Annotated in this window: 23 protein-coding genes; 2 read left to right on the forward strand and 21 right to left on the reverse strand. The window is 49.2% G+C overall.

Annotated elements, in window-relative coordinates; translation table 11 throughout:
• Positions 1 to 40: 40 nt before the first annotated feature.
• The 14 genes from L7E55_RS11530 to L7E55_RS11595 all read right to left on the reverse strand — a co-directional run bounded on the left by L7E55_RS11530 (position 41) and on the right by L7E55_RS11595 (position 13,029).
• A complete protein-coding gene (locus L7E55_RS11530) occupies positions 41 to 1,396 on the reverse strand; it encodes a TrpB-like pyridoxal phosphate-dependent enzyme (RefSeq protein ID WP_277444387.1) in 1,356 nt (451 codons plus the stop codon).
• A 113-nt stretch (positions 1,397 to 1,509) separates the two neighbouring features.
• A complete protein-coding gene (locus tag L7E55_RS11535) occupies positions 1,510 to 2,487 on the reverse strand; it encodes an acyl-CoA dehydratase activase (RefSeq protein WP_277444388.1) in 978 nt (325 codons plus the stop codon).
• Positions 2,484 to 3,584, reverse strand: a complete 1,101-nt coding sequence (locus tag L7E55_RS11540) for an acyl-CoA dehydratase activase-related protein (RefSeq protein WP_277444389.1) — start codon at positions 3,582 to 3,584, stop codon at positions 2,484 to 2,486. The genes L7E55_RS11535 and L7E55_RS11540 overlap by 4 nt, the downstream gene beginning before the upstream one ends.
• A gap of 15 nt (positions 3,585 to 3,599) precedes the next feature.
• On the reverse strand, positions 3,600 to 4,577 hold the full coding sequence (locus tag L7E55_RS11545; protein ID WP_277444390.1) for an acyl-CoA dehydratase activase-related protein: 978 nt from the start codon (positions 4,575 to 4,577) through the stop codon (positions 3,600 to 3,602).
• A gap of 30 nt (positions 4,578 to 4,607) precedes the next feature.
• Positions 4,608 to 4,964, reverse strand: coding sequence for a stage V sporulation protein AE (gene spoVAE, locus L7E55_RS11550; protein WP_277444391.1), 357 nt, complete (start codon positions 4,962 to 4,964; stop codon positions 4,608 to 4,610).
• 12 nt (positions 4,965 to 4,976) lie between these two features.
• The gene (spoVAD, locus tag L7E55_RS11555; protein ID WP_277444392.1) at positions 4,977 to 5,990 is read right to left on the reverse strand and encodes a stage V sporulation protein AD; all 1,014 of its coding nucleotides are present in this window, start codon (positions 5,988 to 5,990) and stop codon (positions 4,977 to 4,979) included.
• Between the two features lie 335 nt (positions 5,991 to 6,325).
• A complete protein-coding gene (spoVAC, locus tag L7E55_RS11560) occupies positions 6,326 to 6,784 on the reverse strand; it encodes a stage V sporulation protein AC (RefSeq protein ID WP_277444393.1) in 459 nt (152 codons plus the stop codon).
• A gap of 405 nt (positions 6,785 to 7,189) precedes the next feature.
• Positions 7,190 to 7,597, reverse strand: coding sequence for a cytochrome b5 domain-containing protein (locus L7E55_RS11565; protein WP_277444395.1), 408 nt, complete (start codon positions 7,595 to 7,597; stop codon positions 7,190 to 7,192).
• A gap of 125 nt (positions 7,598 to 7,722) precedes the next feature.
• Positions 7,723 to 7,983, reverse strand: a complete 261-nt coding sequence (locus L7E55_RS11570) for an HlyD family secretion protein (protein WP_277444396.1) — start codon at positions 7,981 to 7,983, stop codon at positions 7,723 to 7,725.
• A gap of 223 nt (positions 7,984 to 8,206) precedes the next feature.
• A complete protein-coding gene (locus tag L7E55_RS11575) occupies positions 8,207 to 8,797 on the reverse strand; it encodes a TetR/AcrR family transcriptional regulator (protein WP_277444397.1) in 591 nt (196 codons plus the stop codon).
• A 104-nt stretch (positions 8,798 to 8,901) separates the two neighbouring features.
• Entirely contained in the window at positions 8,902 to 9,207 is a 306-nt protein-coding gene (locus L7E55_RS11580; protein ID WP_277444398.1) for an MFS transporter, read from the reverse strand.
• Between the two features lie 465 nt (positions 9,208 to 9,672).
• On the reverse strand, positions 9,673 to 10,701 hold the full coding sequence (gene plsX, locus L7E55_RS11585) for a phosphate acyltransferase PlsX (protein ID WP_277444400.1): 1,029 nt from the start codon (positions 10,699 to 10,701) through the stop codon (positions 9,673 to 9,675).
• Positions 10,702 to 10,751: 50 nt separating this feature from the next.
• On the reverse strand, positions 10,752 to 12,149 hold the full coding sequence (locus L7E55_RS11590) for a radical SAM/SPASM domain-containing protein (protein ID WP_277444401.1): 1,398 nt from the start codon (positions 12,147 to 12,149) through the stop codon (positions 10,752 to 10,754).
• 187 nt (positions 12,150 to 12,336) lie between these two features.
• The gene (locus L7E55_RS11595; RefSeq protein ID WP_277444402.1) at positions 12,337 to 13,029 is read right to left on the reverse strand and encodes a LexA family protein; all 693 of its coding nucleotides are present in this window, start codon (positions 13,027 to 13,029) and stop codon (positions 12,337 to 12,339) included.
• A 394-nt stretch (positions 13,030 to 13,423) separates the two neighbouring features.
• On the opposite strand from L7E55_RS11595, the gene L7E55_RS11600 reads away from it, so the two are divergent.
• The gene (locus L7E55_RS11600) at positions 13,424 to 14,368 is read left to right on the forward strand and encodes a UbiA family prenyltransferase (RefSeq protein WP_277444403.1); all 945 of its coding nucleotides are present in this window, start codon (positions 13,424 to 13,426) and stop codon (positions 14,366 to 14,368) included.
• A gap of 57 nt (positions 14,369 to 14,425) precedes the next feature.
• Entirely contained in the window at positions 14,426 to 15,004 is a 579-nt protein-coding gene (locus L7E55_RS11605; RefSeq protein WP_277444404.1) for a TetR/AcrR family transcriptional regulator, read from the forward strand.
• Between the two features lie 166 nt (positions 15,005 to 15,170).
• On the opposite strand, the gene L7E55_RS11610 is transcribed toward L7E55_RS11605, so the two are convergent.
• From L7E55_RS11610 to L7E55_RS11640, 7 genes are all read right to left on the reverse strand, one after another.
• A complete protein-coding gene (locus L7E55_RS11610; protein ID WP_277444405.1) occupies positions 15,171 to 15,461 on the reverse strand; it encodes a PG0541 family transporter-associated protein in 291 nt (96 codons plus the stop codon).
• Between the two features lie 58 nt (positions 15,462 to 15,519).
• Entirely contained in the window at positions 15,520 to 18,660 is a 3,141-nt protein-coding gene (locus L7E55_RS11615) for an efflux RND transporter permease subunit (RefSeq protein WP_277444406.1), read from the reverse strand.
• Positions 18,647 to 20,011, reverse strand: coding sequence for an efflux RND transporter periplasmic adaptor subunit (locus L7E55_RS11620; RefSeq protein ID WP_277444407.1), 1,365 nt, complete (start codon positions 20,009 to 20,011; stop codon positions 18,647 to 18,649). The genes L7E55_RS11615 and L7E55_RS11620 overlap by 14 nt, the downstream gene beginning before the upstream one ends.
• Positions 19,983 to 20,606, reverse strand: a complete 624-nt coding sequence (locus L7E55_RS11625; RefSeq protein ID WP_277444408.1) for a TetR/AcrR family transcriptional regulator — start codon at positions 20,604 to 20,606, stop codon at positions 19,983 to 19,985. Before L7E55_RS11625 ends, L7E55_RS11620 begins: the two co-directional genes overlap by 29 nt.
• 300 nt (positions 20,607 to 20,906) lie before the next feature.
• Positions 20,907 to 22,586: a 2-polyprenylphenol 6-hydroxylase gene (ubiB, locus tag L7E55_RS11630; RefSeq protein ID WP_277444409.1), complete on the reverse strand. Its 1,680-nt coding sequence runs from the start codon at positions 22,584 to 22,586 to the stop codon at positions 20,907 to 20,909.
• A gap of 108 nt (positions 22,587 to 22,694) precedes the next feature.
• The gene (locus tag L7E55_RS11635) at positions 22,695 to 22,982 is read right to left on the reverse strand and encodes a phasin-related domain-containing protein (protein WP_277444410.1); all 288 of its coding nucleotides are present in this window, start codon (positions 22,980 to 22,982) and stop codon (positions 22,695 to 22,697) included.
• A 323-nt stretch (positions 22,983 to 23,305) separates the two neighbouring features.
• Positions 23,306 to 23,496: hypothetical protein (locus tag L7E55_RS11640; protein WP_277444411.1), on the reverse strand; the 191-nt coding region annotated here is incomplete at its 5' end.

Below are 23,496 nucleotides of genomic sequence, written 5' to 3' on the forward strand. Positions count from 1 at the left end.
TATTCTGAATACTGACTACTGTCTACTGACTACTGAGTAATTAAACTTCAGGCAACTGCTCCAAAGCTCTTTTAAGGTTTTCCTCCGGCAGCGGGTAATCTTCCAGTTTTCCAGACAAGTATGCGTCGTAAGAGGGTAAATCCAGAAGTCCGTGGCCACTCAAGTTAAACAGTATTGTCCTGGCCTCACCGGCTTCCTTCGCTGCGATAGCTTCCACCACCGCGTGATGGATAGCATGGGAAGATTCAGGAGCCGGCACGACACCTTCACTCTTGGCAAAGAGAACGGCAGATTCAAAAACCGCTGTTTGCCCGTAAGCGCGGGCTTCAGCTATACCGTCGTGAACGATCTGGCTAACCAGCGGCGAATCGCCATGATATCTCAAACCGCCGGCATGGATACCCGGGGGCATGAAATCCTTGCCCAAGGTATACATCCATAAGAGCGGTGTGAATCCGGCCACATCCCCGAAATCATAAGCGTAATGCCCGCGCGTCAAAGTCGGGCAGGAACTGGGCTCTACAGCCACAAGCCGCACTTTGGCGCCGCTGACAATCTTATCATGGGCAAACGGAAAAGCGATGCCAGCGAAGTTACTACCGCCGCCACAGCAGGCGATGACCACGTCAGGATAAGCGTCTACCTTGGCTAGCTGCTCTTTTGCCTCAAGTCCGAGAACGGACTGGTGCAGGGCAACGTGGTTCAGGACACTGCCCAAGGCGTAATTTGTGTCATCACGTCCAGCCGCGTCTTCCACCGCCTCGCTGATGGCTATACCCAAGCTCCCCAGTGACTCAGGGTCTTTCTCCAGGATTTGCCTCCCGGAATTAGTCAGATTGCTGGGACTGGCAATACAATCAGCGCCAAAAATTTGCATCACCGAACGGCGGTAAGGTTTCTGGTGATAGCTTACTTTTACCATGTAAACGGTGCATTCCAAGCCAAAGAAGTTGCACGCCTGGGATAACGCGACACCCCACTGGCCTGCGCCTGTCTCGGTGGCAAGCCGTTTAATTCCTGCCTCTTTATTGTAATAAGCCTGGGCAACGGCGGTATTCAACTTGTGGCTGCCGGCCGGGCTTACCCCTTCGTATTTATAATAAATTTTCGCCGGTGTATCCAGGGCCTTTTCCAGCCGGCGCGCCCGGCAAAGGGGAGACGGCCGCCAGAGCTTATAAATTTCCCGCACCTCTTCCGGTATTTCGATCCAGCGCTCCTGGCTCACCTCTTGTAAAATTAAAGCCATCGGGAATATCGGGGACAAGTCTCCAGGCCCCGCAGGCTGTTTCGTTGCGGGATTCAGCGGGGGTTTTGGCAAATTGGGCATGTCCGCCTGGATATTGTACCATTTTGTTGGCATTTCTTTTTCACTGAGTAAAATTTTTGTTTCACTCATCTCACCTAAAACTCCTCTCTCCTCCTAAAATTTAATAAAAATCGATCTTTTTCAAAAACACTAAAAATATTTTAGCTTAATGTTTCTTGCTGCGCAATATTATTCGTCATTTTTTAACTTATCTTTTCTTCCTTGCTTATTTCATTGCTCCATTTGCCACAACGGTCACCCCAGCGTGCGATAACGTTTCCCTGCTCAGCCACTTCCACTACCTCGCACATATTGGGGCAGCCGGTGCATTCAAAACTGCCGGTTTTGAATAATGAATCGGCCACGCTGAAACCTTTGAACCGGCTTAGTCCGGTTCGCGCCACCGCTTCACGGGCCAGCAGGGCTGCGCCTACCGCGCCCATCACGTCAAAATGTGAAGGTACGGTCACGGGTAATTCCAGCGCTTTTTCAAAAGCCTTGGCCATTCCCACATTGGCTGCCACCCCGCCTTGAAAAACCACCGGAGGCAAGATTTCCTTGCCCTTACCGACATTGTTCAGGTAATTGCGCACAAGTGCCTCGCACAGTCCGGCCAGGATATCCGGGAGGCCGCATCCCATCTGCTGTTTGTGAATCATATCCGACTCCGCGAAGACAGCGCACCGCCCGGCAATCCGCACCGGCGACTCCGCCTGTAAAGCGATTTCGCCGAATTGCTCAATCTGTATATTCAGCCGCGCGGCCTGCTGGTCGAGAAAAGATCCCGTGCCCGCAGCGCAAACAGTGTTCATGGCAAAGTCAGTCACCACACCATTGCGCAATATGATGATTTTTGAATCCTGTCCGCCTATTTCTAAAATTGTCTGCACTCCCGGCACCAGCAATAGTGAAGCGACAGCGTGAGCGGTTATCTCATTTTTCACTGCGTCGGCGCCGACGAGCACCCCGGTGAGATGCCTGCCGCTGCCTGTTACACCGGCGCCCCGCACTTTTACTCCGGCAGGCAGGCGTTCGTTTAATTCTTTCAATCCTTTCTGAACCGTAGCAATTGGCTGCCCCTGTGTCCTGAGATAAATTGCTTCACAGACTATTCCGCCTTCATTAAGAAAAACTAAATTTGTGCTGACAGATCCCACATCTATTCCCAGATAACCCTTCATCTATTCACTGCCTCCCTGGTTTCCTTTCTCCTTGCCAATAGATCTATAAAAGCTTCCAGCCTGGTCTGCAGGCCGGCCTCCCCTGTGTGTTCATCCATAATCAAAGTAAGTATCGGTATGTCGTAATCGGAACCCACACCTGGCAGGATACTTTGCGCTACTATTTCAGGCATGCAAGTAAATGGATAAACTTGAATTATCCCGTCGTATCCAGCCAAAGCATAGTTTACGGCGCTCCCTACCGTCTCCTGTCCGTGGCCGCCCACAAAATGACACAGGTAAGGGCTGGCGGAAGCACAGGCATCTTTGCTGGAACGAAGATTTTTAACCAACCCGAATAACAGATGGTCATTCACCCATTCGCTCAAATAGATCGAACGGTCTACTTCAACTCCAAGCAAGCCCAGATGTCGTTCCAGCCGATGGTTTGAAAAAGGTTCCAACAGAGTATAGATCTCTCCGATAACAGCGATTCTGACAACCGGCGCGCCGTGTTTTCGCGCCACCCCGGCCATTATTGTATCCGCCTTTTTCCTGGCCTCCGCCAGTTCAACCTGTGAAGCGGCGTTGTCTATCAGGGTCAATGCTTCACTAAAAGCTCGATCGGTTGCACCTGGCTTTGCTTCACGGGGCCGGACCTGAAACGCTGTCTTTTCCATCTCGTCTACCGCCAGCGCTTTCTGGTAACCAAACCGGATAGCCTGGATTACCTGCCACCAGGACCGGCTGCCGGTAATCTTTTTCATCTTAACTATTAATTCAGAAATATTTTTTTCCGGTGGTTCGAGTACAATTAACTGCATGTCGCAGCCAATGTCCTTTAAGATGGCGTGCTCAATCTGAGCGTAATAGCCAAAGCGGCACGGGCCGCACCCGCCGGCCATAATGATAGTGTCGGCGCCCATTTCACGTGCTTCAATAAAATTTCCCAAATTTAGTTTTAGGGGCATGCAGGCAAATTCCGGGCCATGCTTGACACCCAGGTTCAATGTCTTTTTACTGGAAGGCGGCGGTACCACCACGTCTACCTCCAGATAATTAAGCATCGCTTTTAAAGGAATATACAGGTTGCCCATATGCGGAAAGGTTACGCGCATTATTTACCTCCGTTATCATAGCCCGGCTGCTTCGGCCTTTTTCCACCGCACCATGTCTAAAAAGGCCTCCAATCTGGTTACAATACCGGCTTCCCCGGTATGTTCATCAAGGGTAAGGTTCAAAAAGGGCGCGCGCAGGGCGCGCGCATGACGCTCAATCAATTCGCCGGTCATAGAATCGGGCCCGCACCCAAAAGCAGCCACATGCACCACACCACTTATATCCTGACGGTCGAGGTAGTGATAAGCGGCTCCGATCATGCGGTGACCGAGACTCCAAAATAATTTTTTCGGCAGCCGGGCCGCGTTGCTCCTCAGGATTTTTTCCGGCACATGCTCAGCTGTTAAAACGTTAGCGCCCATCTCCTTCAGCCGGCCGACTAGATTCATGCTAATATAAGGATCATAGATGTTGTACGGGTGGCCGATTACAGCCACATTCATTTCTAACGGATAACCCAAGGGTTTGTCACCGACATTGTTTTCCAAGACCGCTAAGGCCTCAGCCGGCATCAAACCCATCTGCAACAGCCGGCAATACTTTTGCAGGGTTTTAACAGAGTTGCGGTAAGCCCTAAATATTTTAAACTTATTACCGGTAAAAAGACTGCCAACCTTATTTATTGCCGTGTATAAATCCCTGTTTTTCCTGTACAGGTTGACGTCAACGCCAATTAAGTCAGGCAGGCCATCCAAGCGGCGGATCATGTCCGGCAATCCGAGAAATTTCGGACAGATATATTTACGGTGCTCCACACTAACCATTCTTGGCAAAAAAATAAAATCAACTTTTCCTGTAAGGTCCAATACATGACCAAAGAACAGCTTTACCGGCAGGCATACCTCATCTACCGCGTGTTTTAGCCCCTGGGTCAGCGTCACCCTGGTTGACGGCGATGAGAGCACCACTTCGGCACCCAACTCTTCAAAAAAAGTCCGCCACATCGGGTAATAATAGTAGTATAGAAGTGCCCGGGGAATACCAACCTTCAATTGCTTCAACCTCCTTTCACTGTGATGTGGCTACCCTCTTGGCCGGAAAGCAAGTGCCGCCAGGTAGCCAAACACTACTGCCGCAGTAATACCCGCCGCCGCTGCTGTCACTCCTCCACTGAAGGCGCCCAGCAGCCCATGTTGTTTAACTCCGTTCAACGCGCCTTGGGCCAGCAGGTGGCCGAAACCGGTCAAGGGAACAGTTGCCCCCGCCCCGGCCAGATTAACCAAAGGCTGATACAGGCCGACAGCGCTGACGATCGCGCCAGCGCTGACAAAAGTAACCAGCACGTGGGCAGGGGTGAACTTATAACTGGTCAAATCCATCAGCAACTGTCCGATTACACACAGCGCGCCTCCGATTACAAAAGCCCAAAAAAATTGCATCTTGCAAGCCTCCTATCTCATTTCAATTACTACGGCATGCCCGATCCCCGGCACTGTTTCCCCCTGCTGAACGCTGCATGGACTTAACAGCGCGCCGGTGCCGATGCCAAGCAGGCGTTTATATTTCCCAGATCTAAGGCTTTCCATAAGATAGCCGCAGGTGACTACCGCCGAACAGCCGCAGCCGCTTCCCCCGGCGTGAACATCTTGCGAGGCGCTATATATCAAGATGCCGCAGTCAGTATACCTGTCGGAAATATCATATCCGTATTGCGTGACAAGCTGACCGGTAAGTTTCTTGCCATAGGCGCCCAGGTCGCCGGTAATGATCAGATCGTAATAATCAGGCTGCCTTGAGGTATCCTGTAAATGACAGGTTATCGTATCCGCCGCTGCCGGCGCCATGGCGGCGCCCATATTTTGCGCATCTCCCTGACCCAGGTCGACAACTTTGCCAATTGTGGCATGAGTAATTACCGGCCCGCTCCCCTCTCTGGCCAGCACTGCGGCGCCTGCACCTGTTACCGTCCACTGAGCGGTCATTGGACGCTGGTTCCCCATTTCAGTGGGAAAACGGTACTGCCTCTCAGCCGTACTGTAATGGCTTGAAGCACCCACCAGGACTTTTTCGGCAAAACCGCCGTCTATCAACATGGCTCCCAGTGCCATGCCTTCATACATGGTTGAACAGGCGCCGTACAATCCTAAGAAAGGTATACCCAAAACTCTCGCGGTAAAATTCGCCGTAATAATTTGATTCAGCAAGTCACCTGCCAGCATATAATCAATATCTTTCACCTGTAAACCGGCCTTTTCCAGGGCCTTTTGCATAGTCTCCAGCATCATCCGCTGCTCGGCCTTTTCCCAGGTTTTTTCACCATAGTAAGTATCATTAACCACCTGGTCAAATGTTTTCCCTAAAGGTCCTTCACCTTCCAGGCACCCAACAATTGACGCGGCTGCGATAATGACCGGCGGGTTTTTAAAATAAACGGTTTGTATTCCGTTTTTTTTAGGCGCTGCCAATATCTCACCCCTCAAGTAATTCAGGTAGTCAGTATTCAGGAGTCAGGAGTCAGAATTCAGAATATTTAAAGACAAGAAATACATACTTTCATTCCGCCTCCTGGTTCTTGGTCCTGTCCCCTAACCCTAACTTCCGCCCCTGACTTCTGTCTTTTCTCTCCTGTCTTCTACACTAAAAATACATTTTTATAATTCGTGGTGCCGCTTGCGGCATGGGCAACTGCCCTGAAAATAAAACAAACTATTCTCCCATCAAATGATGAAGCGAAGCTTCATGGATGTCTGACTTCTATTTCCTGCCTTTCAGCTTCTGACTCCTGAATTCTGACTCCTGACTACTTAAAGAAGTAGTACAGCACTCCGGCTATCCAGGCTGTAACTATACCCCACACCAGCACCGGCCCGGCAATAGTAAAAAGCCGCGCCCCTACGCCGAAAACCAGACCCTCGGCTCTATACTCCAGAGCCGGAGAAACCATCGAATTGGCAAAGCCTGTGATCGGGACAATACCGCCGGCCCCGCCAAACCTGCTAACTTCGTCGTACACACCTATACCGGTGAGAAAAGCCGACAGAAAGACCAAGGTGGTAGAAGTTGCCGCCCCGGCTTCATTAATGTTCAACCCCCTGGCCAGGAAGAAACTGAGGATAAACTGACCCACTAAACAGATCAAGCCGCCTATCACAAAAGCCCAAAAAACATTTCTTAAAACCCTTGGTTTAGGCGTGTTTTCTTTTACCATTTCCGCGTAGCGCTGTTTTTGTTTGATCAGTGGCATTGCATTATCCGGCATTTCTGTCACCCCGTAATTTATATTTACCAACTCAAATGTTCCTTATACAAAAAAGCTGCCGACCTCCAGTCAGCTGTATACATAAATTGCAATTTCTTATATACCTTGCTAAATTTCTTTATTATCAGCAAAGGTCATCGTCTCATTGTACTTCTAGCTCATGTGTTATGGCTTTTTAACTGTTATGTAAAAAAAAACAAAAGCCAGGGGTAAGCGGGGTCTCCCTGACTTTGTTGTTAAGGTAGATTATACCAAACGAAAAAGAGGAATTATAAATTCACAGGGTTCTGCTTTTCTTTAACTTCTTGTAGTTTATAGCATTATTATACTGATGAATATAATCCTTTGATTTGTTCTGGAGGCTAATTGGAACAATTCTATTTTACACCGTGTTTTGTTATAGTTCTAAACCAATACACCAACTCTGGGTAAAATATTTAAAATAGCGTACTGATTCGGATGGCAGTTGACAAACTGAGCCGTAAAATCCTTGCCAGCCTGTAAACCAAAATGTTGACCGCCCTGCCAATTTGGAGTGTTGGTAACATCATAAACTATACCATTGACAGCTACATAAGCTGGCTTGCCGTTTTGGCCGTTTAACTGTGCCAATTGTTCTAAGGTAAACTTCATTTGTAAGGAGTGGTTTCCTGTATCTCCCTGTGGCATGCAACAACTGCAATTAACTGCATACAGGTAATTCCATTTAGATCCGTGCTTTAATTCATCAGTATAAATTTCAGTTATCATATTTCTATATGGTAAATATTCAAGACCAAATAAAATTTTGTGATATCTTTCTACTGCAGCCAACTCTCCGAACAAGGCTTAGTTGTGATACCTTTACTATAACTACAATTTCCTTCTGCCCAGGCGGGGTATATTAACCATATAATTATAGAATAATTCATCACCGCTCACAGATTCAACGATTAACCTTAGAGCCTCTGGACTACCACCGGGTCCAGCTTGACGATGGTGACCACGGGCTGGCCTAGGCCGGCCATTTCACCGGGGTTAATATTCCTGGCGGTTACGACGCCGTTGATAGGGGCTTTGATCACACTATTGGCATAGTCGGCCCGGGCTTTTTTCAACTGGGCCTCGCACTGCCGGATGGTCTCAGGAATAGTGGCATTCAACAGAATGTCCAGGCTGTTACGGGCGGCCTCATTGGTCGTTTTGGCCTGGGTGTACACCTTCTCGGCCTGCTCGAACTACTGCATTATACTGTTTCAACTAATTAATTAACTCGATTTGGCATTGAATCTATTCAACGCGTGAAAAAATGAGATTTTTTGGGTTAAAAGTACGCCAGCGTATGTTATTTGCATGCTTAAAGACATGCTGAAAGATCGGTTATAATTACCAAGACCAGATCTTCCGTTTATCGGAGACTACGAGGTTTGTCAGCTGCAAAAGTTAAGTTTTTACACAATTAGCACCGGTAAAGAATAAAGTCTTCAGAGTGTTCAAAATATCATCGTAAGGGTATTCTTTTTCAAATAAAAACCAGTCCAGGGCGGCGATGCCCACCATTCCGAACAGCGCGGAAGCAGCCGTTGCGGTTTCTAGTTCTTTTTTTATCACTCCTTCTTTTCTTCCATCATCGATAAGTTCCCTGATGATGGAGAGATAGCCCGACCGGATCCGCCGGGCCGTTTCTTCCCACCGCGTTTCCTGGCCCCAGACCTCGCTTAAGAGCACCTTGCAATAATTCTTATAATCGTCAAAAAACCGGAGCTGTACGGTAATCAGGGATTCCAGCTTGGCCGGGATGCTCTTTCTCCTGGCGATTTCTTTTTTTACCGCGTTTTCGAGACGCTTGATTCCCTCTTCAACAAGAGAAAGAAATAGTTCCCTTTTGCTCCCGTAATTATAATAGATTGTACCCTTGGCGACGCCGGCCCGCTCTGCGATCTCATCCACAGTCGCTTTTTCGAAACCTTTTTCTGAAAAAACTGCCATGGCCGCTTCAAAAATGGGTAGCCTTCTCTGCTGTCCTCTGTCCATAACCGGAAAACCTCCTGCCTCTGCCCGGCTCACACCGGAGCATGTATTTACAAACTGACGTTCATGTGAACAAGTCTCTTTTATCTTAAATTTTACATTTTAATCTATGTCATACCGCCGACCAGCCCCTGGATAATTCGGAAAAAAATCAGGGAGTTCATGCTCCAGGCCAGGCCGCACAGGGCTGATCCCGCAGTAAAGAAAATCAGGCTGGCGATAAAAAACTTTTTAGTGCCGAAAGTATCGGCCAGGTAAGCGGTTACAGGTATTATAACGCCGATGGTCATCATGTAGGCCGTGGCCACCCACTGGACCTTGTTTACGTCGACCCCGAACACGGCCATAAGTTTGGGAACGGCCACGTTGACGATGGTCGTGTTCAGCAGGTCCATCGCCAGGCCGGTGATCACAGCAACAAGGACCAGCTATTTTTCCCATCTAGAAAACATGTTGTCCTCCGCAAACATAACTTTATACGTTTTATATTATATACCGTATACTCTTAAGTATAAATATTATACTACATAGTATAAAAGTATAGCACCACTCATAAAATAAATCAAGCCTGAAGTCAATAAATTTGGGAACTATCACAAAACAACCAGGCGGTGAGAGTTCATAAAATTAAGGGCAGAGCCTATTTATCGAATAGACTCGGCCCTTGTCCACCTCACAGGATCTTTTCTCAAATCTGTTGCTTGAATATTAAAGTATGCTATTTTTACTTGTTTTTCCTACGGAATAAGATATTTTTAAGTGATTCCCACATTTTTTTAATGCTATTCATTAAGTTCACCTCCTTGCCGGCACGGGCTATTTTTTCAAGTTCGACGTTGGTGAGTACCCGGCTGGGCACGCATGTCCCGATACTGGTATTAATTAACTCCCAGGGCATGGCGGTCACCTGCCCCGTATATATTTGCATTTTCAATGCTGTCGCGGATAGATTCAACCAGGCGGTTTTCGACCAACTGTCCGGCCACCTTGATCGCGTTTTTTATAGCCTTGCCCGTGGAACTGCCGTGGGATATAACTGAAATGCCGTTAACCCCCAGGAGCGGAGCGCCGCCGTATTCGGCGTAATCAATGCGTTTTTGCAGTCCCTTCAGGGCGGGTCCGGCTAAAACAACACCCATTCTGGCCAGCCTGTTTCTGGTTGTTTCTTCCCTTATCACTTTAAATATGGACGTAGCCATACCTTCCACGGTTTTTAATACAACATTGCCGACAAAGCCATCGCAAACCAGGACGTCGACGGTATCCCGGAAGAGATCTCTGCCCTCAACGTTACCAAAAAAATTTATTCCGGCTTTCTGCAGAAGGGGAAACGCCGCGAGGATGGTTTCGTTGCCTTTGGTTTCTTCTTCGCCGTTGCTTAAGAGCCCCACCCTCGGGTTTTTTACCCCGAGAATTTTCATGGCGTAGAGATAGCCCATGATCCCGAACTGGACTAAGTGGTGCGGCTTGCAATCCACATTGGCGCCAGCGTCCAGCAGAACTGTAAATCCTTTTTCGGCCGGCAGCAAAGATGCGATGGCCGGCCGGTCAATACCCTTGATCCGGCCCAGCCCCAACAAGGCGGAAGCCATGGCGGCTCCTGTGCTCCCGGCCGAAACCAGCGCCTGGGCCTCACCCTCCTTGACTAGCCTGGTGACCGTCGCAATGGAAGAATTTTTTTTCTTCCGGATCACCGCCGCTGGTTGCTCACACATCTCGACTACCTCCGGGGCGTTGACGACGCTTACCAGGCCCCCGGCGTTATCACCGCCGAGCTCATAATACACCCGTTCCTCATCTCCGGCCAGGATCACAGAGATGCCATATTCCTTAGCTGCATCAAGGGAACCTTTAACAATTTCACGGGGCGCGTAGTCCCCGCCCATGGCATCCACTGCGATCTTCATGCGGTACCTCCTGCCGGCGTTATGTTGAAAAAATCCCGTTGCAGTTGGGATTATTCGCATTTCCGGCACGCGTATTGCGCCTGGCGCCCGCCCCTGCGCTCTTCCTGAATACCGTCAGCAACAACGCCCCAGCGCGCCGCCTTTTGATCCAGGGATTCGGCTACAGGGCCGTCCAGGATAGTTTCAGCTCCCGGGTGAGTGGGAAGGGCCCCCGACTCGGCCACGATTGCCCGCAGCGCATCCGGATTGTCGATGATCGGGCAGGGCCGCAGGTGATTTTTGCAGAAGGGCTGGCGCTTTTGGAAGGACGCGAATAGGGACGAACGCAGTACTTCCAGCAGGGTCTTCTCATTAATGTTATCGACGGCGAAGTGGACGAAGGCACAGGGTTCCACATCTCCGGCGGCGTTGATGTGGAAATACCGCCGCCCGCCGGCAATGCAGCCGCCGGTCATTTCACCGTCGTTCCAGAAGTCGGCCAGCAAGATCGGCTTATTGGCGCGGATGTACGGGATGCGCCCGGCCAGGTAGGCCCGCTGCTCCGCCGTCACCATCAGCCCCGGATCCGGATCACGGCCGATGGGGATATAATGGAACAACCACCCGTACGCGACTCCTTTATCAACCAGGAAGTCGATAAAGTCGTCGCTGGTGACTTCCATTACATTATCCCGGGTGACGGTAATCGACACTCCCAATATGGCTCCCTTTTCCTTCAACAAGTCCATGGCCTTTATTACTTTGTCAAAGGCTCCGGCGCCGCGGCGGGCGTCGGTTCGTTCCCGCCATCCCTCCAGGCTGATGGCCGGCGACAGGTTCCCCACCTCCACAATTTTGTCGGCCGCTTCCTCGTCGATTAGCGTGCCGTTGGTATAAGCCATGAAAGCCATGTCGCTGTGTTTACCGGCCAACTCGAACAGCCGCGGGTAAGCGAACGGTTCACCGCCGGACATGACCGCCCAGTAAATGCCCAGTTCCTTGGCCTCGGTAAAGAGTTGGTCCAATCTTTCATAGCTCAGCGAATCTTTTTTCGCGTACTTGCCGGCCCAGCAGCCCTCGCAGGCCAGGTTGCAGGCGCCGGTCGGGTCCACCAGGAAGAAGTTTGGGACATTTACCCCGTGTTTTTGCGACATCTGCGCCTGTTTTGAAATGCCGAAGAGCATGGCGTTGATAAACCAGTTATAGACCAGGCAATGCTTGACGTTGGGGTGTGTCGCGACGAACAGCCGGTTGACAAAAGTCCGGATGGCCGGGTTTTGCCGGTAGGCCAGGGCTAACTGCTCCACCTGTTCCTTGTGTTCTTTCTTGATGGCGAGCAACTTTGCCAGGTTAAAAATTTTGGGCAAGTTTACTTCGGAGTCTTTTTCGAGGTAGCCCAGAGCCTGACGGAGAATCTGTTCCTTTACAAAGTTTTTGGCGAAGTCGAGATTCGCTGCTTTCCCCTGCATTCCTCTGTTACCTCCATGTTAGTATAATTTTTCCCTTCCTTTTGTGGTTGTTAAAGAAAAGTTAAAAAAAATTATATGCATGGTCACCTCCCTGACGCGAGTTTAATAAAGATGCACCCACATATCTTTTGGTTTTACCAGTAAAACACAAAACACCAAAAAGACCAAATAACTGCCCAAAAAAATTTTATATTGCCCGTTCTAAAGCATCACTCAAAAATTTTACCAGTAATTTATTCTCTTTGGAGCTAAATTCCGAAATATATTTTTGGAGCCGGCCCACTTCGTCAGCCAACTGGCCATTTATGACGTCATGCATATTTTTGACCGTTGCTCCCAGCGCCGTGCCCGCGAACAAGCTCAGGATCAGTTCTGGCCTGAGGGCCGGCTGCAGCAGATTTTTCATCATTTTTACGGCTTTTGTACCTAAATTTTGAATGTAAACAATTAATACGGCTATTATATATGCGCTGATTATTATCGGCGCCTCGGTGGCCGGCATCTCTTTCAGGAGGTCATCAATAATTTTTTTCGAGCCGTGCTTTTTAACATTTTCAAATATTTCGAGAAGTTTTTCCCGGGCAGCGTGCCATTCTTCCATATGGTCGATTTCTTCTTTTTCTTTCAGGAATAATTCCCCGGCTTTTGGGGTCGGAAGAAATAGAAGAACCGAACGCCCCGAGTATCTTTCTTCACGGCTTACGGAATATTCGCTGCGCAAATAACCTTCTTTCTCTAGTTCCTTTAAGATGTCGTATGCCGTCCACTTGCTGACCCCCAGCGCCTCGGCTACGGTGATATAATGCACGGGTGTACCGGTATTTTCGTATATTTTTTTAATCTTGTGTAAAAACTCTTTTCTTCGCCGGGTCAAAGTCATCAATCTCACTCCGGTTATAAACATTATCCCAAAAGACCCAAAATCCTATGCATATAATAACCCGGTCTATAGAAACCTGTCAAGAGGAATTTGAAGGCGCATGTGTTTGAAAGCGCAAATCGGCTTCCCAATCAAAGCAGCCGGCCCGACGCAACACCTCTATGCCCGTAATTTCAACTAACAGCGGCGTCGGTTCAAGTAAGTGCAACTCGGTATCTAAAAACCGCTTTTATTGTTTGACACCATTCATGCGGGTTGTTATAATTTTAATTAAACTCATCAGTCTAATAGATATACCAGCAAGTCCTATATTTATATTCTATGTCCACAGCGAGCATCAGAAAGCGGAATGGTTTTAAAACGAAGTCCTTTACCGAAGGAGCTGATTTTCAATTTGACTTCGAGCAAGCTAAAGGTCATTTTTTACCTTCTCCTGCCCCGCCCCGGGGCGATCCTGGGCGGTTCCATTTACTTCTGGGCAGGAGTGATTTACGCCCTGGTCGCAGGTCATCATCTTCCCTTCAGGGATTTAGCCCTTACCTGGTTTTGCGTGGAATTCTTGATCAACCAGGCCAAGTACTGGCTGAATGACTACAAGGATATAGCCAGCGACCGGCTCCATCCCCGCAAAAAAGAGCGGGCTTCCGCCAGCGGGAGCATCCCCGAAATGTGGCTGCCCGTCATGTTTGCCGGCCGGTCAGCCGCAGGGTTAGCCCTTCTTTTCTGGTTTTTGCCCGGAGTGCTCCCCTTCGCCCTGCTCCTGCCTTTGGTCCAGGTTTTATACGAGAGCGTAAAAAGGACCCCTCTTCTTAACGCCGGCGCAGCGGCCTCCGGTTCATTGGTCCGGTTTGCCGCCGGCTTTTTCGCCGGAGCGGGGGTATGGCCGGCGCTCCTTCCCTGCCTGATGGTGTACACCCAACGGGTGGCCATCTATACGGCTGCGTACGGCGCGGAAGGGCGCTATCTCCTGTGGCGGCGGGCCGTCCCGGGGAAAGAATATACCATATTTTACGCCCGGCGTCCCTACCTGGAAAAGATAAGCCTGGCCTGTTTCCTTTGTCTGCTTGGATACGCTTTCGCGCAATCCGTTCCGGCCTGGACGGTGCTTGCGGGAGTGGCGATTGCTGCCGGCGGCATCCTCTATTACCGCATCAACGGGCCGGGCGATAAATTTTATCGGCGGAACTGGAAATTCCACTGGCTGATGTTTGTTTTCACTTTCCGGCAAAAGACGGGAGCAACCAAACTAAACTATTGGAAAATAAAAGGGGCGCGCCCGGGGATGAACCAGAAGTGGTTGATCTTGAGCACCGTCTTGAAGAACCGCTGCCTGTTTTAGCCAGATACCTGGTCATCCAGATTTTCTGAAACGCAAAACGAAAGGATGTGCACGCCGGTGAACGGAAGCAGACGTTTGCCCATCTTTGACGCCGCTGTGAAAGTATTTGCCGAAAAAGGGTTTGCCCGGGCCACAGTGGAGGAGATCGCGAAACAAGCGGGCATCGCCAAGGGAACCATCTACTACAACTACAAAGGCAAAAAGGAGCTATTCCTTTCACTCCTCGAGGAAGGGATCGAAAGGCTGGAAGCCGCCGTCAGCCGGGAGGTGGCGCGCAAAGACACCGTCCTGGCCAAGTTAGAGGCCCTGGTTTCCGCCCAGTTGAGTTTTTTTGAGGAATACCGGGACTACTGTAAGATCCTCTTGAGCGAAGTCTGGGGGCTGGGCCACCGGTGGGAAGAGCAGGTCCAGCGGCTGCGCTCGGGTTACTTCAAAACTATTCAAGAGTTGCTGGAAAAAGGCCAAGCGGAAGGGGTGATCCGCGACGATCTGGAAACGGAGACGACGGCGGCCGCCATTTTTGGGGCGGTGGGGGTGGCCGCCCTAGACCGGTTTGTTTTTGCCCAAGAATATAAATACGACCAGATCTTGCAGACGCTAAGACAATTTTTACTCAAAGGGGTTCAGGCGACTTGATGCGGAAGAAATAATCTGAAAACGCCGAACCAATACAAAGAATACGTGGCCGGTGATATTTTTGATGTTCGGGACGATATGGGAGACAATTTAGAAAGCATTTAAACCGCAGGACACCCACGCCTGGCTAAAAGCCGGAGTGGGTGTCCTGCGCCTGCCCTGGTTGCTAAATAACCGTTAAAACCGGCAGCACAAAGACCTTAAAGCCCTTACCGTCAAGCCGTAAGGAAAATTTCTTAAGGTCTTCCAAGGTCCTTTCTTGATCGTCATCATTGATTACCGCCGCCACGGCACACTTGAACCCCGGCCATACCGGATTGTCCAGCCTGGGCTCACTGTTTTTCCCTTTGCCCAGTACCCTGTCCCATTTGGTAAAGCCCGTAACCCCCAGCGAATTGAGCATCTCCATTACGTCCTCGTCAAAATCCGCATCATAGATAATAAAAAGTAGCTTCATTACCGCACCCCTCAGAAAACAGAATTTGGCAAAAACCTAGATCCTCATGTACAAGTCATCAGGAGAGCTTTACGCTTACCTTTTGAATGCCGGCCGCCTTTCGGAGTCTTTTCTCTTCAAACAGGCAGTAAACCGTCGGAATGAGGACCAGGGTGACCAGGGTTGAAACGGCCAGCCCTCCCATCATGGTGATTCCCAGCGGATTCCATAACTCCGCACCCACACCTCTGGAAATGGCCAGCGGCAGCATGCCGAAAAAGGTGGCTGTGGTAGTCATCAGAATCGGCCTTAACCTGTTGCGTCCGGCATTGGTTATTGCTTCCAGTAAAGGCTGGCCTCTATTTTGCAACAGGTGGGTATAGTCAAGCAAAATAATAGCGTTTTTAACTGCAATTCCGGTCAACATGATTATGCCCATGAAAGAAATTAAGCTTAAGGTTGTATTAGTAAAGTAAAATGCGTAAAACACACCACTCAAACCAAAAGGTACGGCGAACATAACAATTAACGGATCCCTGAAATTGCCGTACAGCGAGGCCATAACCATGTAAACAAGGACAATTCCCAGGACCAGCAACAGGCTGAGGTCCTTAAAAGCTTTTTGCTGTTCTTCCACTTCTCCGCCGAAGCTAAGTGAAACACCCGGCGGTATGTCCATATTTTTAAGAGCATCTTTGATGTCGTTGGTAATTTCACCGAGGGAACGGCCGTACTTATCCGCCTCTACATTGACGATCCGCTCGCGGTTTTTCCTTTCGATTTCTACAGGTCCCTCGCCATTTTTTATTTCGGCGATATTCTTCAATTTAACCATCCTGCCGTCGGGAGTAAAGATCGGCACTTCCGGCAGATTTTCCAGTTTGTTTTTGTCCGCTTCGCTCAGGCGGGTGAATATATCAAAGCTATCGCCTGCGTCGCGGAATTCGGTAGGATTATCGCCATAAAAATAGTTGCGGACCGTACCGGCGATCATGGCAATGTTTAGACCGAAAGAAGCTGCTTTTTGGCGATCCACCTCCACCCAAATCTCCGGCCGGGGATCTTTTTGACTGAGGGAAATATCCGCCGTGCCGGGGACTTCCTGAACAATCTTTTTCACCTGTCCGGCCGCTTTGAGGTTCGTGTCCAGGTCGGGGCCTGCGACTTCAATAACGATTGGCTTTCCGCCGCCCATCATCATTGAGGAAAGCGGGCTCGTGGCAGTAACCTTCATCCGGCTGATGCCCGGTATTTTTTCCAGTTGTTCTCTTAATTTGCCGGCGATATCACTAGCGCTGCGCTCCCGCTTATCTCTGTCCACCAGTTTAAAACCAATCCTACCCACGTTGGGCCCTTCGTCCATGCCCATAGCCGCGCCGAATCCTTCTTCGCTCTGCCCGTCAAAAGCGTAAGATTGCCTCAATTCTTCCGGTTTTACTACATTACCGATGGTTTGCAGCATTTTTTCCATAACCCTGTTTGTTTCCTCTATCCTTATTCCTTCCGGCAGGCGAAATTCAATGTTGACATCCCCGGAATCTATATCCGGCACAAAACTGGTGCCGATAAAAGGGACCAGGGCGAGGCTGCCGGCAAAAATCGAAGCGGCAAGAATAATTACGGTTTTTTTGTGGGACAGGGCCCAGGCGAGGACGCGGCCGTAAGCGTCTTCAATAAGGACCAGATATTTCTCTGTAGTTGCGTAAAATTTGCTCCATAAGCTTTCTTTTGCCGCGGATTCTCTATTGCCGGTTCCCAGCCACTTCGAGGACAGCATCGGCGTCATGGAGAGAGCGGTAAAAAGGGAGGCCAGCAGGGTCACGACGATAACAAACCCCAGCTCCTTAAAAAGCATCCCCGTAATTCCCCCCACAAACATCAGGGGAACGAAAACCACCACTATGGTCATGGTGGAAGCCGTCATGGCCATGCCCACTTCGCCTGCGCCAAAAATGGCGCTGGTTCCCGGCCTGCCGCCGCGCTCAAGGTGGCGGGTGATATTCTCCAGGGCCACAATACCGTCATCTACCACCAGGCCGCAGGCAATAGCAAGTGACATCAGCGAAATCAGGTTTATAGTATGACCGGCTAAAGAGAGAGGGATAAAGGCGATAACCAAGGAAAAAGGAATGGTCAGGGCGATGATGGCAGCCGCCTTGACTCTTCTCAAGAATAGAATAGTTACGATTATTACAAGAAGGGCGCTCCTTAATAACTCATCCTGCAAAGTTTTAATGGAACGTAATATATCTTCGGAAGTGTCCATAACGGTATTGATTTTAACATCGGCAGGCAGGTCTTTTTCTATCTCTTTAAGCTTATCTTTAACATCCTGAACAACTTTTACGGTATTTTTACCGCTCTGCTTTTGTAAAATAAGGACTATGGATTTTTCCCCGTTCGCCCAGCCGTTTATAGTTTGCTCTTTGTAGGCGTCTTCAACTTCGGCCACGTCCTTGAGGTAAACAGGCCTGCCGTTAAAATAGCTGACGACAGTATTTTTTATTTCATCTGTATCCTTGTACCTGGCCGGAATCCGGACAGAATATTCCTGCGGGCCGGATTTTATACTACCGGCCGGCAGGTTTAAGTTTTCTGCCGCCAGAACTTGTTTAACCTGCAGTAAATCCAGGTGGTAACCGTTTATTTTTTGCAGGTCGAAATAGACATTTATTTGCCTATCCATACCCCCGTAAAGTTGAACGGCGCCGACTCCCGGAACACGCTTTAATTCGTCGGCAATATTTTTCTCCGTCAAATGATAAAGCCTTGGCCAGCTGGCATCCCCGGTGACGGTCATTACCAGGATGGGAATGCTGGCGCTGCTGAACTTAAAAATTACCGGTTCTTCTGCATCGTCCGGCAGTTTCTTTTTGGCCAGCTCCAGCTTGTCCCGGATGTCGTTGGTAGCTTCCTCCAGATCCGTGCCCCACTCGAATTTGCAGGATACCATGGAGAGGTTATCGAAGGATTTAGAGGTGAGCGTATCCAGATTGTTTACCATGCTGGCCTGATCTTCAATGTGCTTGGTGATTTCCGTTTCTACGTCGGAAGCGCTCGCTCCCGGCCAAGCGGTCAGTATGCTTACCGCCGGCATTTCGATGTCCGGAAGCATATCGATGGGAAGCCTGGTTAAAGAAAGTGCTCCTACAATAATTACGGCCAGGAAAAGCATTAAAGTGGCCACCGGCTGTTTAACAGAGAACTCAGGAAGCCTCACTGCCCGCAACACCTCTTTCCTCTATAGATACCTGCGCCCCGTCGGAAAGCCGGTTCTGCCCTCTGGTAACGACCAGATTTTTTTCAGTCAATCCGTCAGTTATCTCGGTAAAATTACCCTGCGTGATGCCCGTTTTAACATTTTTTAAGGTTGCTTTGTCGTCTTCAACGACATATACAAAATAGCTTCCCGTTCCCGGCATTTTGTTAACGGATTCGGTGGGAATCGCCAGGACTTTCCGTTCGCCTAAATGTAATTTGATACGGGTAAACATACCGGAACGAAGCTCATATTCCTCATTGGGGATATGTATTTCAATTTCGGCTGTCCGGGTGGCCGGGTCAATGGTCGGGCTGATAACCGAGACAACCCCTTTAAAAACTTTTTCGGGGAAAGCATCTGCGGTTATTTCTGCTTCCATCCCCTTTTTGAGATAGGGAAAGTCTTTTTCGGTCACGCTGCAGACGATTTTTAGTTCATCTTCCCGGGAAATGCGGATCACCGGTTTCGCTGGATCTGTCCGGTTGCCCTGCTCCACGTAGCGGGCGGCGACAAATCCCGGGATGGGCGCATATATACTGTGCTCGCGGTAAAGTATCTGCAGCTGGTTTAAAACTGCTTTCGCCTTCTCGATCTGGGCGCCCGCTAGTTTTTTTGATTCTACGGCAGCATCGTACTGAGCATTTATATGGTCCAGTTCTTGTTTGGATACAGCATTTTCCTTGTAAAGACTTTCCACACGCAACCGGTCTTTTTCTAATAGTGCCAGATTCGCCTCGCTCTGCCCTAAGCCGGCCTCCGCAGCAGCCAGGCCTGCCGTCGCTTCTTCAAGCTGGGCTTTTATGACATCATCATCTAAAACAGCTATCAGGTCTCCATTTTTAACGTAATCGCCGGTTTCTACGAATATTTTCTCAATAATTTCCCCCCCGACCTTGGGGTGGACGTCTACCACGGCTGCCGGTTTGATCTCTCCTGTCAGTTCCAGTACCCGCTGCAGGTTCATTAGCGTTGCTTCGGCCACCTGTACAGGTACAGTTTCCGTTTTGTTGACAGTAATCTTTTCCTTTTCACTATGCCGAACGTAATTAAAGGCAACAAACCCAACAAAGAGCAAAATCAAGCTAAAAGCAATGACGATCCCTGTTTTGCTTTTGAGAGCCAACTTGGCTTCCAAAACGATAACCCCCTTCGCTGCCCGGCGCAAATTCCCCTCCGGCCCCTTCGTGCAGGGGAAGTCGGCCGCCATCCGGTTAAATTCACTGTGGGTGCGGTTCCTCCGGGTCGCGCGCCGCTCCTCTTTGGCGCGGCCATAAAACCCCTTACCTGTGTACCAGATATATTCGTTCAAAGAAGATTTTATCGATCAGGTCTGTGTCAACAGGATGTCTATCGGGGTCTTCCATCCAGCAAAAAAGAAAGGCACTGCTTATACTGTCAAGGGCCAAAGCCAGGTAATACGGGTCAAGCGGGCGGAAAATCTCCTTTTGAATGCCTTTTTCAAAAACAGCAGCCAGCTTTTGGATTATCTGGTCATAGAAACTGCGCAATTCAGTTTCTAACCCCCTCCTGACATTAAAGCTAACGCCGGCACCCGACACTGCAAAGTAAAGCCGCACCGACAGGATGTTTTCCATAAAAATTTTACATTTTGTTTTTAGATAATTTTTTACCCTGGCATACTCGTCCTCCTTTTCTTCCAGCGCTTTCGATAAAGCAGAATGAAACAGCATTGCCGTCTGCATTAAGATCTCTTTATATAGTTCCTCCTTATTTTTGAAGAACTTATAAAGAGTGCCCACGGCAAATTCTGCCCGAACGGCTATTTCGTGCATGGAAACGTTATGATAACCCTTTTGCGAGAATAACTCCAGCGCAGCTTGCAGAATTTCCGTCCGCCGCCGCAGTTGTTCCCGTTCTTTTCTGGAAGGTTTATCCTTTTTCACTGTAGCCTCCAGGTTAAGATGTATGAAGCTGGCATCACAAAATGAAATTTAGGTTCATTATATAGCATTGCGATTTTTCTATCAAGCGCTAATTGCAGCAATACCCCAGTACATGCCGAGTGATTGGAAGACTTAATCGTCAAGGCAAGTCCGGACATCATAAACGAAGGGCAAAAAGGGGGCCTGGCGGCATAGCCAGGCCGGTGATGACGGCAACAAGGATCAGCCATTTCTCCAATTTGGAAAACATGTTGTCCTCCGCAACATAACAAAGACTTTTTTCACTACCGGCTTCAAATTCTAAAGACCTCCGGAGCGCAAGATAGATACCAAAAACCAAAAACCCATCACACCTGCTATAAAAAAGCCGATTTCTGCTACCGGTACCTGGCCGAACAGGAGATAACCGCCCCGGGAAATGAGGGCGGAGCCTACCACCAGGCCGGCTATCACGATGCCGAAGGCAAGGCGGTTGACCATAATGTTTACTCTTGCTGTGATTTCTTCAACCTGGGGAAATTGGTGTTTTAGCTTTAATTCGCCCTCTGCGGCCAAATCCAGAAGGTCATATGTTTTTTTCGGTAAAAGTGGCAACAGGTTGCCCATTTCCAAGAGGTGTCTTGCAGCGTTTCCGGATAATTTCCGGGGTGAAAACCTCTCCCGGAGCATTCGCCTGCCAAAAGGTTCGGCCACCGTAACTATGCTCAGGCCGGGGTCCAGTTCCCCGACAATACCTTCCAGCGTCAAAAGCGATTTAACCAGCAGGGCGAATTCCGGCGGTATCCGGATGTGGTGCCTGAAGGCGACGCCTATAGTGTCGTTCAACGCTTCGCCCAGTTTAATCTGGCTTAATGGAATTTCGTAATACTTTCTCTGCAGCAGGTCGATGTCCCGGCGCAGGAGCTTCCGGTCGACGCTTTTGGGCACCACTCCCAGGTCCAAAACCGCTTTCATTACCGCGTCGGCGTTTTTGCTGATCAGGGCCATCATTAAATTGCCGACTTTATTCTTGGTTTCTTCGGTGAGATGGCCGGCCATTCCGAAGTCCATGAACACAATTTTCCCCCCGCTTAAGGCAGCCAGGTTCCCGGGGTGGGGGTCGCCGTGGAAGAAACCGTCAATCAATATCTGTTTAAAAACAGCCCGGGCAACTTTTCTCGCCAGGGCCTTTCGATTTAGGCCCGTACGTTCGATCTCCGAAAGATTGCTGAGCTTGACGCCCTTCACGTATTCCATGGTCAGGACTTTTTTAGAGGTGTATTCCCAGTAAACCGCGGGGATGACCACGTCGTCATCCCCGGCGAAAATTTTTGTAAAGGTGTCGGCGTTTCTCCCCTCCGCGTTATAGTCCAGCTCTTCGTGAAGGGTCCGGTCAAACTCGGAGACCATCTCGACGAAGCTGTACATTTCCGCCCATTTCGAGCGTTTTTCGAGGAAACGCGCCACGTCATACAGGATCTCGATATCTGTTTCAATGACCTTTTCAATACCGGGGCGCCTGACTTTAACCGCAACTTCCCTGCCATCGGCAAGCACGGCCCGGTGCACCTGGCCGATGGAAGCGGCGGCCAGCGGCTCGGGGTCGAATTCGATAAACAATTCCTCCACAGGCAGCGCCAATTCACTTTCAATTTGTCGTTTAACCTCGTCAAACGAAAAAGGCGGTACCTTGTCCTGGAGTTTCTCCAGTTCTTTTATATAGTCCGGGGGAAGGATGTCCGGGCGGGTGCTCAGGATCTGGCCGATCTTTATAAATGTCGGCCCCAGTTCTTCGAGGACCAGGCGCACCCTTTGGGCCGGAGACAACATCTCAGCTACCGGCTCTTTTTTTAACACCAGTTTAGCTTTAATTGACAGGAAATCTAAAAGGCCGATGTTATGCAAAACATGGCCGAAGCCATGTTTGAGCAGAACACCCGTGATCTCCCGGTAGCGCTGTAAATGTTTATACCGCTTGCCCAACTGCATCCCGCTCATCATCCCTTGTCCTTATTACTACAAATACTGTACGGTGAGTTCCTCATTTATGAGTGATTTTATAAATGGCTCGGAAAACCATTTCTTTCCGGGCCATTAAGGGAGGGCGGTTCAGCTTGTTTGCTTGAGTTCTTCCAGCTTTTGCTCCAGCCTCTCGATGTCCTGCCTGGTTGTAGGCCGGTTTTGCCCGGATGTACAGCACTTCGGACAAAAGGAAGCGCGCAGGGACTCTACCTTGGCTGTTCCTTTTTCCTCCAGCTTGCGAGTCGTTTCCGCGATTTCATCCCTTGCTGCCCGGCCTTTTTCAGAAAGCTCGTCGATGGTCTTTTTTATTCTCTTCCCAACCAGCGAGACAGCTCCCAGGCCGACCAGAAAGGTTTTCTCCATTAATTTAGGCATTTACTCACCTCCCTTATTTAGTTGGAAACTTACTTAGACTAAGTAGTTCTTTTTTTACACTTTTCAGTATAAATTATAATGTTTTTTGTAAAAAAATCAAGAGGGTATAATATTTCCGTAAAATCCCTCTCTTTATTCTTTAATACTTTAATAATACATACTGTCATGCACCCTGACAAATTCGATACGCAGGATATCAAAACATAGTATTCACAATATAGGTCCCAAATATTTCAGGCTTCTATAGCTTATTGAAACCGTCTTTTAGGCTTAACAGTTAGTACATTAGTTATGCACTTACAGTAAATAAGTACCAAAAAAATTTAAGAAAATACTAAAAACCCCTTGATATTTTCAAAATCGCCCAATAATCGAAATGGATGGTATTTTTTTGCCATTACATTGTCGATACGGGTGATCCAAAAATGAATCTGAATAAACCGCTCTTTGAAAACAAACAACATGGTCCTGGTGGTGGTATTCCACTCCTGAAGAGTCTTTGGGAGAAATTTGA

It is taken from the genome of Pelotomaculum isophthalicicum JI (assembly GCF_029478095.1).
Classification (GTDB): Bacteria; Bacillota; Desulfotomaculia; order Desulfotomaculales; family Pelotomaculaceae; genus Pelotomaculum_D; species Pelotomaculum_D isophthalicicum.

What these genes read in the sequence shown, in the direction of transcription:
- spoVAE (WP_277444391.1), bottom strand. Translation starts at nt 4,964, where the DNA reads ATGCAATTTTTTTGGGCTTTTGTAATCGGAGGCGCGCTGTGTGTAATC.
- L7E55_RS11535 (WP_277444388.1), bottom strand. Translation starts at nt 2,487, where the DNA reads ATGAAGGGTTATCTGGGAATAGATGTGGGATCTGTCAGCACAAATTTA.
- L7E55_RS11635 (WP_277444410.1), bottom strand. Translation starts at nt 22,982, where the DNA reads ATGCCTAAATTAATGGAGAAAACCTTTCTGGTCGGCCTGGGAGCTGTC.
- L7E55_RS11610 (WP_277444405.1), bottom strand. Translation starts at nt 15,461, where the DNA reads ATGAAGCTACTTTTTATTATCTATGATGCGGATTTTGACGAGGACGTA.
- L7E55_RS11540 (WP_277444389.1), bottom strand. Translation starts at nt 3,584, where the DNA reads ATGCGCGTAACCTTTCCGCATATGGGCAACCTGTATATTCCTTTAAAA.
- ubiB (WP_277444409.1), bottom strand. Translation starts at nt 22,586, where the DNA reads ATGATGAGCGGGATGCAGTTGGGCAAGCGGTATAAACATTTACAGCGC.
- L7E55_RS11575 (WP_277444397.1), bottom strand. Translation starts at nt 8,797, where the DNA reads ATGGACAGAGGACAGCAGAGAAGGCTACCCATTTTTGAAGCGGCCATG.
- plsX (WP_277444400.1), bottom strand. Translation starts at nt 10,701, where the DNA reads ATGAAGATCGCAGTGGATGCCATGGGCGGGGACTACGCGCCCCGTGAA.
- L7E55_RS11530 (WP_277444387.1), bottom strand. Translation starts at nt 1,396, where the DNA reads ATGAGTGAAACAAAAATTTTACTCAGTGAAAAAGAAATGCCAACAAAA.
- L7E55_RS11590 (WP_277444401.1), bottom strand. Translation starts at nt 12,149, where the DNA reads ATGCAGGGGAAAGCAGCGAATCTCGACTTCGCCAAAAACTTTGTAAAG.
- spoVAC (WP_277444393.1), bottom strand. Translation starts at nt 6,784, where the DNA reads ATGCCGGATAATGCAATGCCACTGATCAAACAAAAACAGCGCTACGCG.
- L7E55_RS11595 (WP_277444402.1), bottom strand. Translation starts at nt 13,029, where the DNA reads ATGACTTTGACCCGGCGAAGAAAAGAGTTTTTACACAAGATTAAAAAA.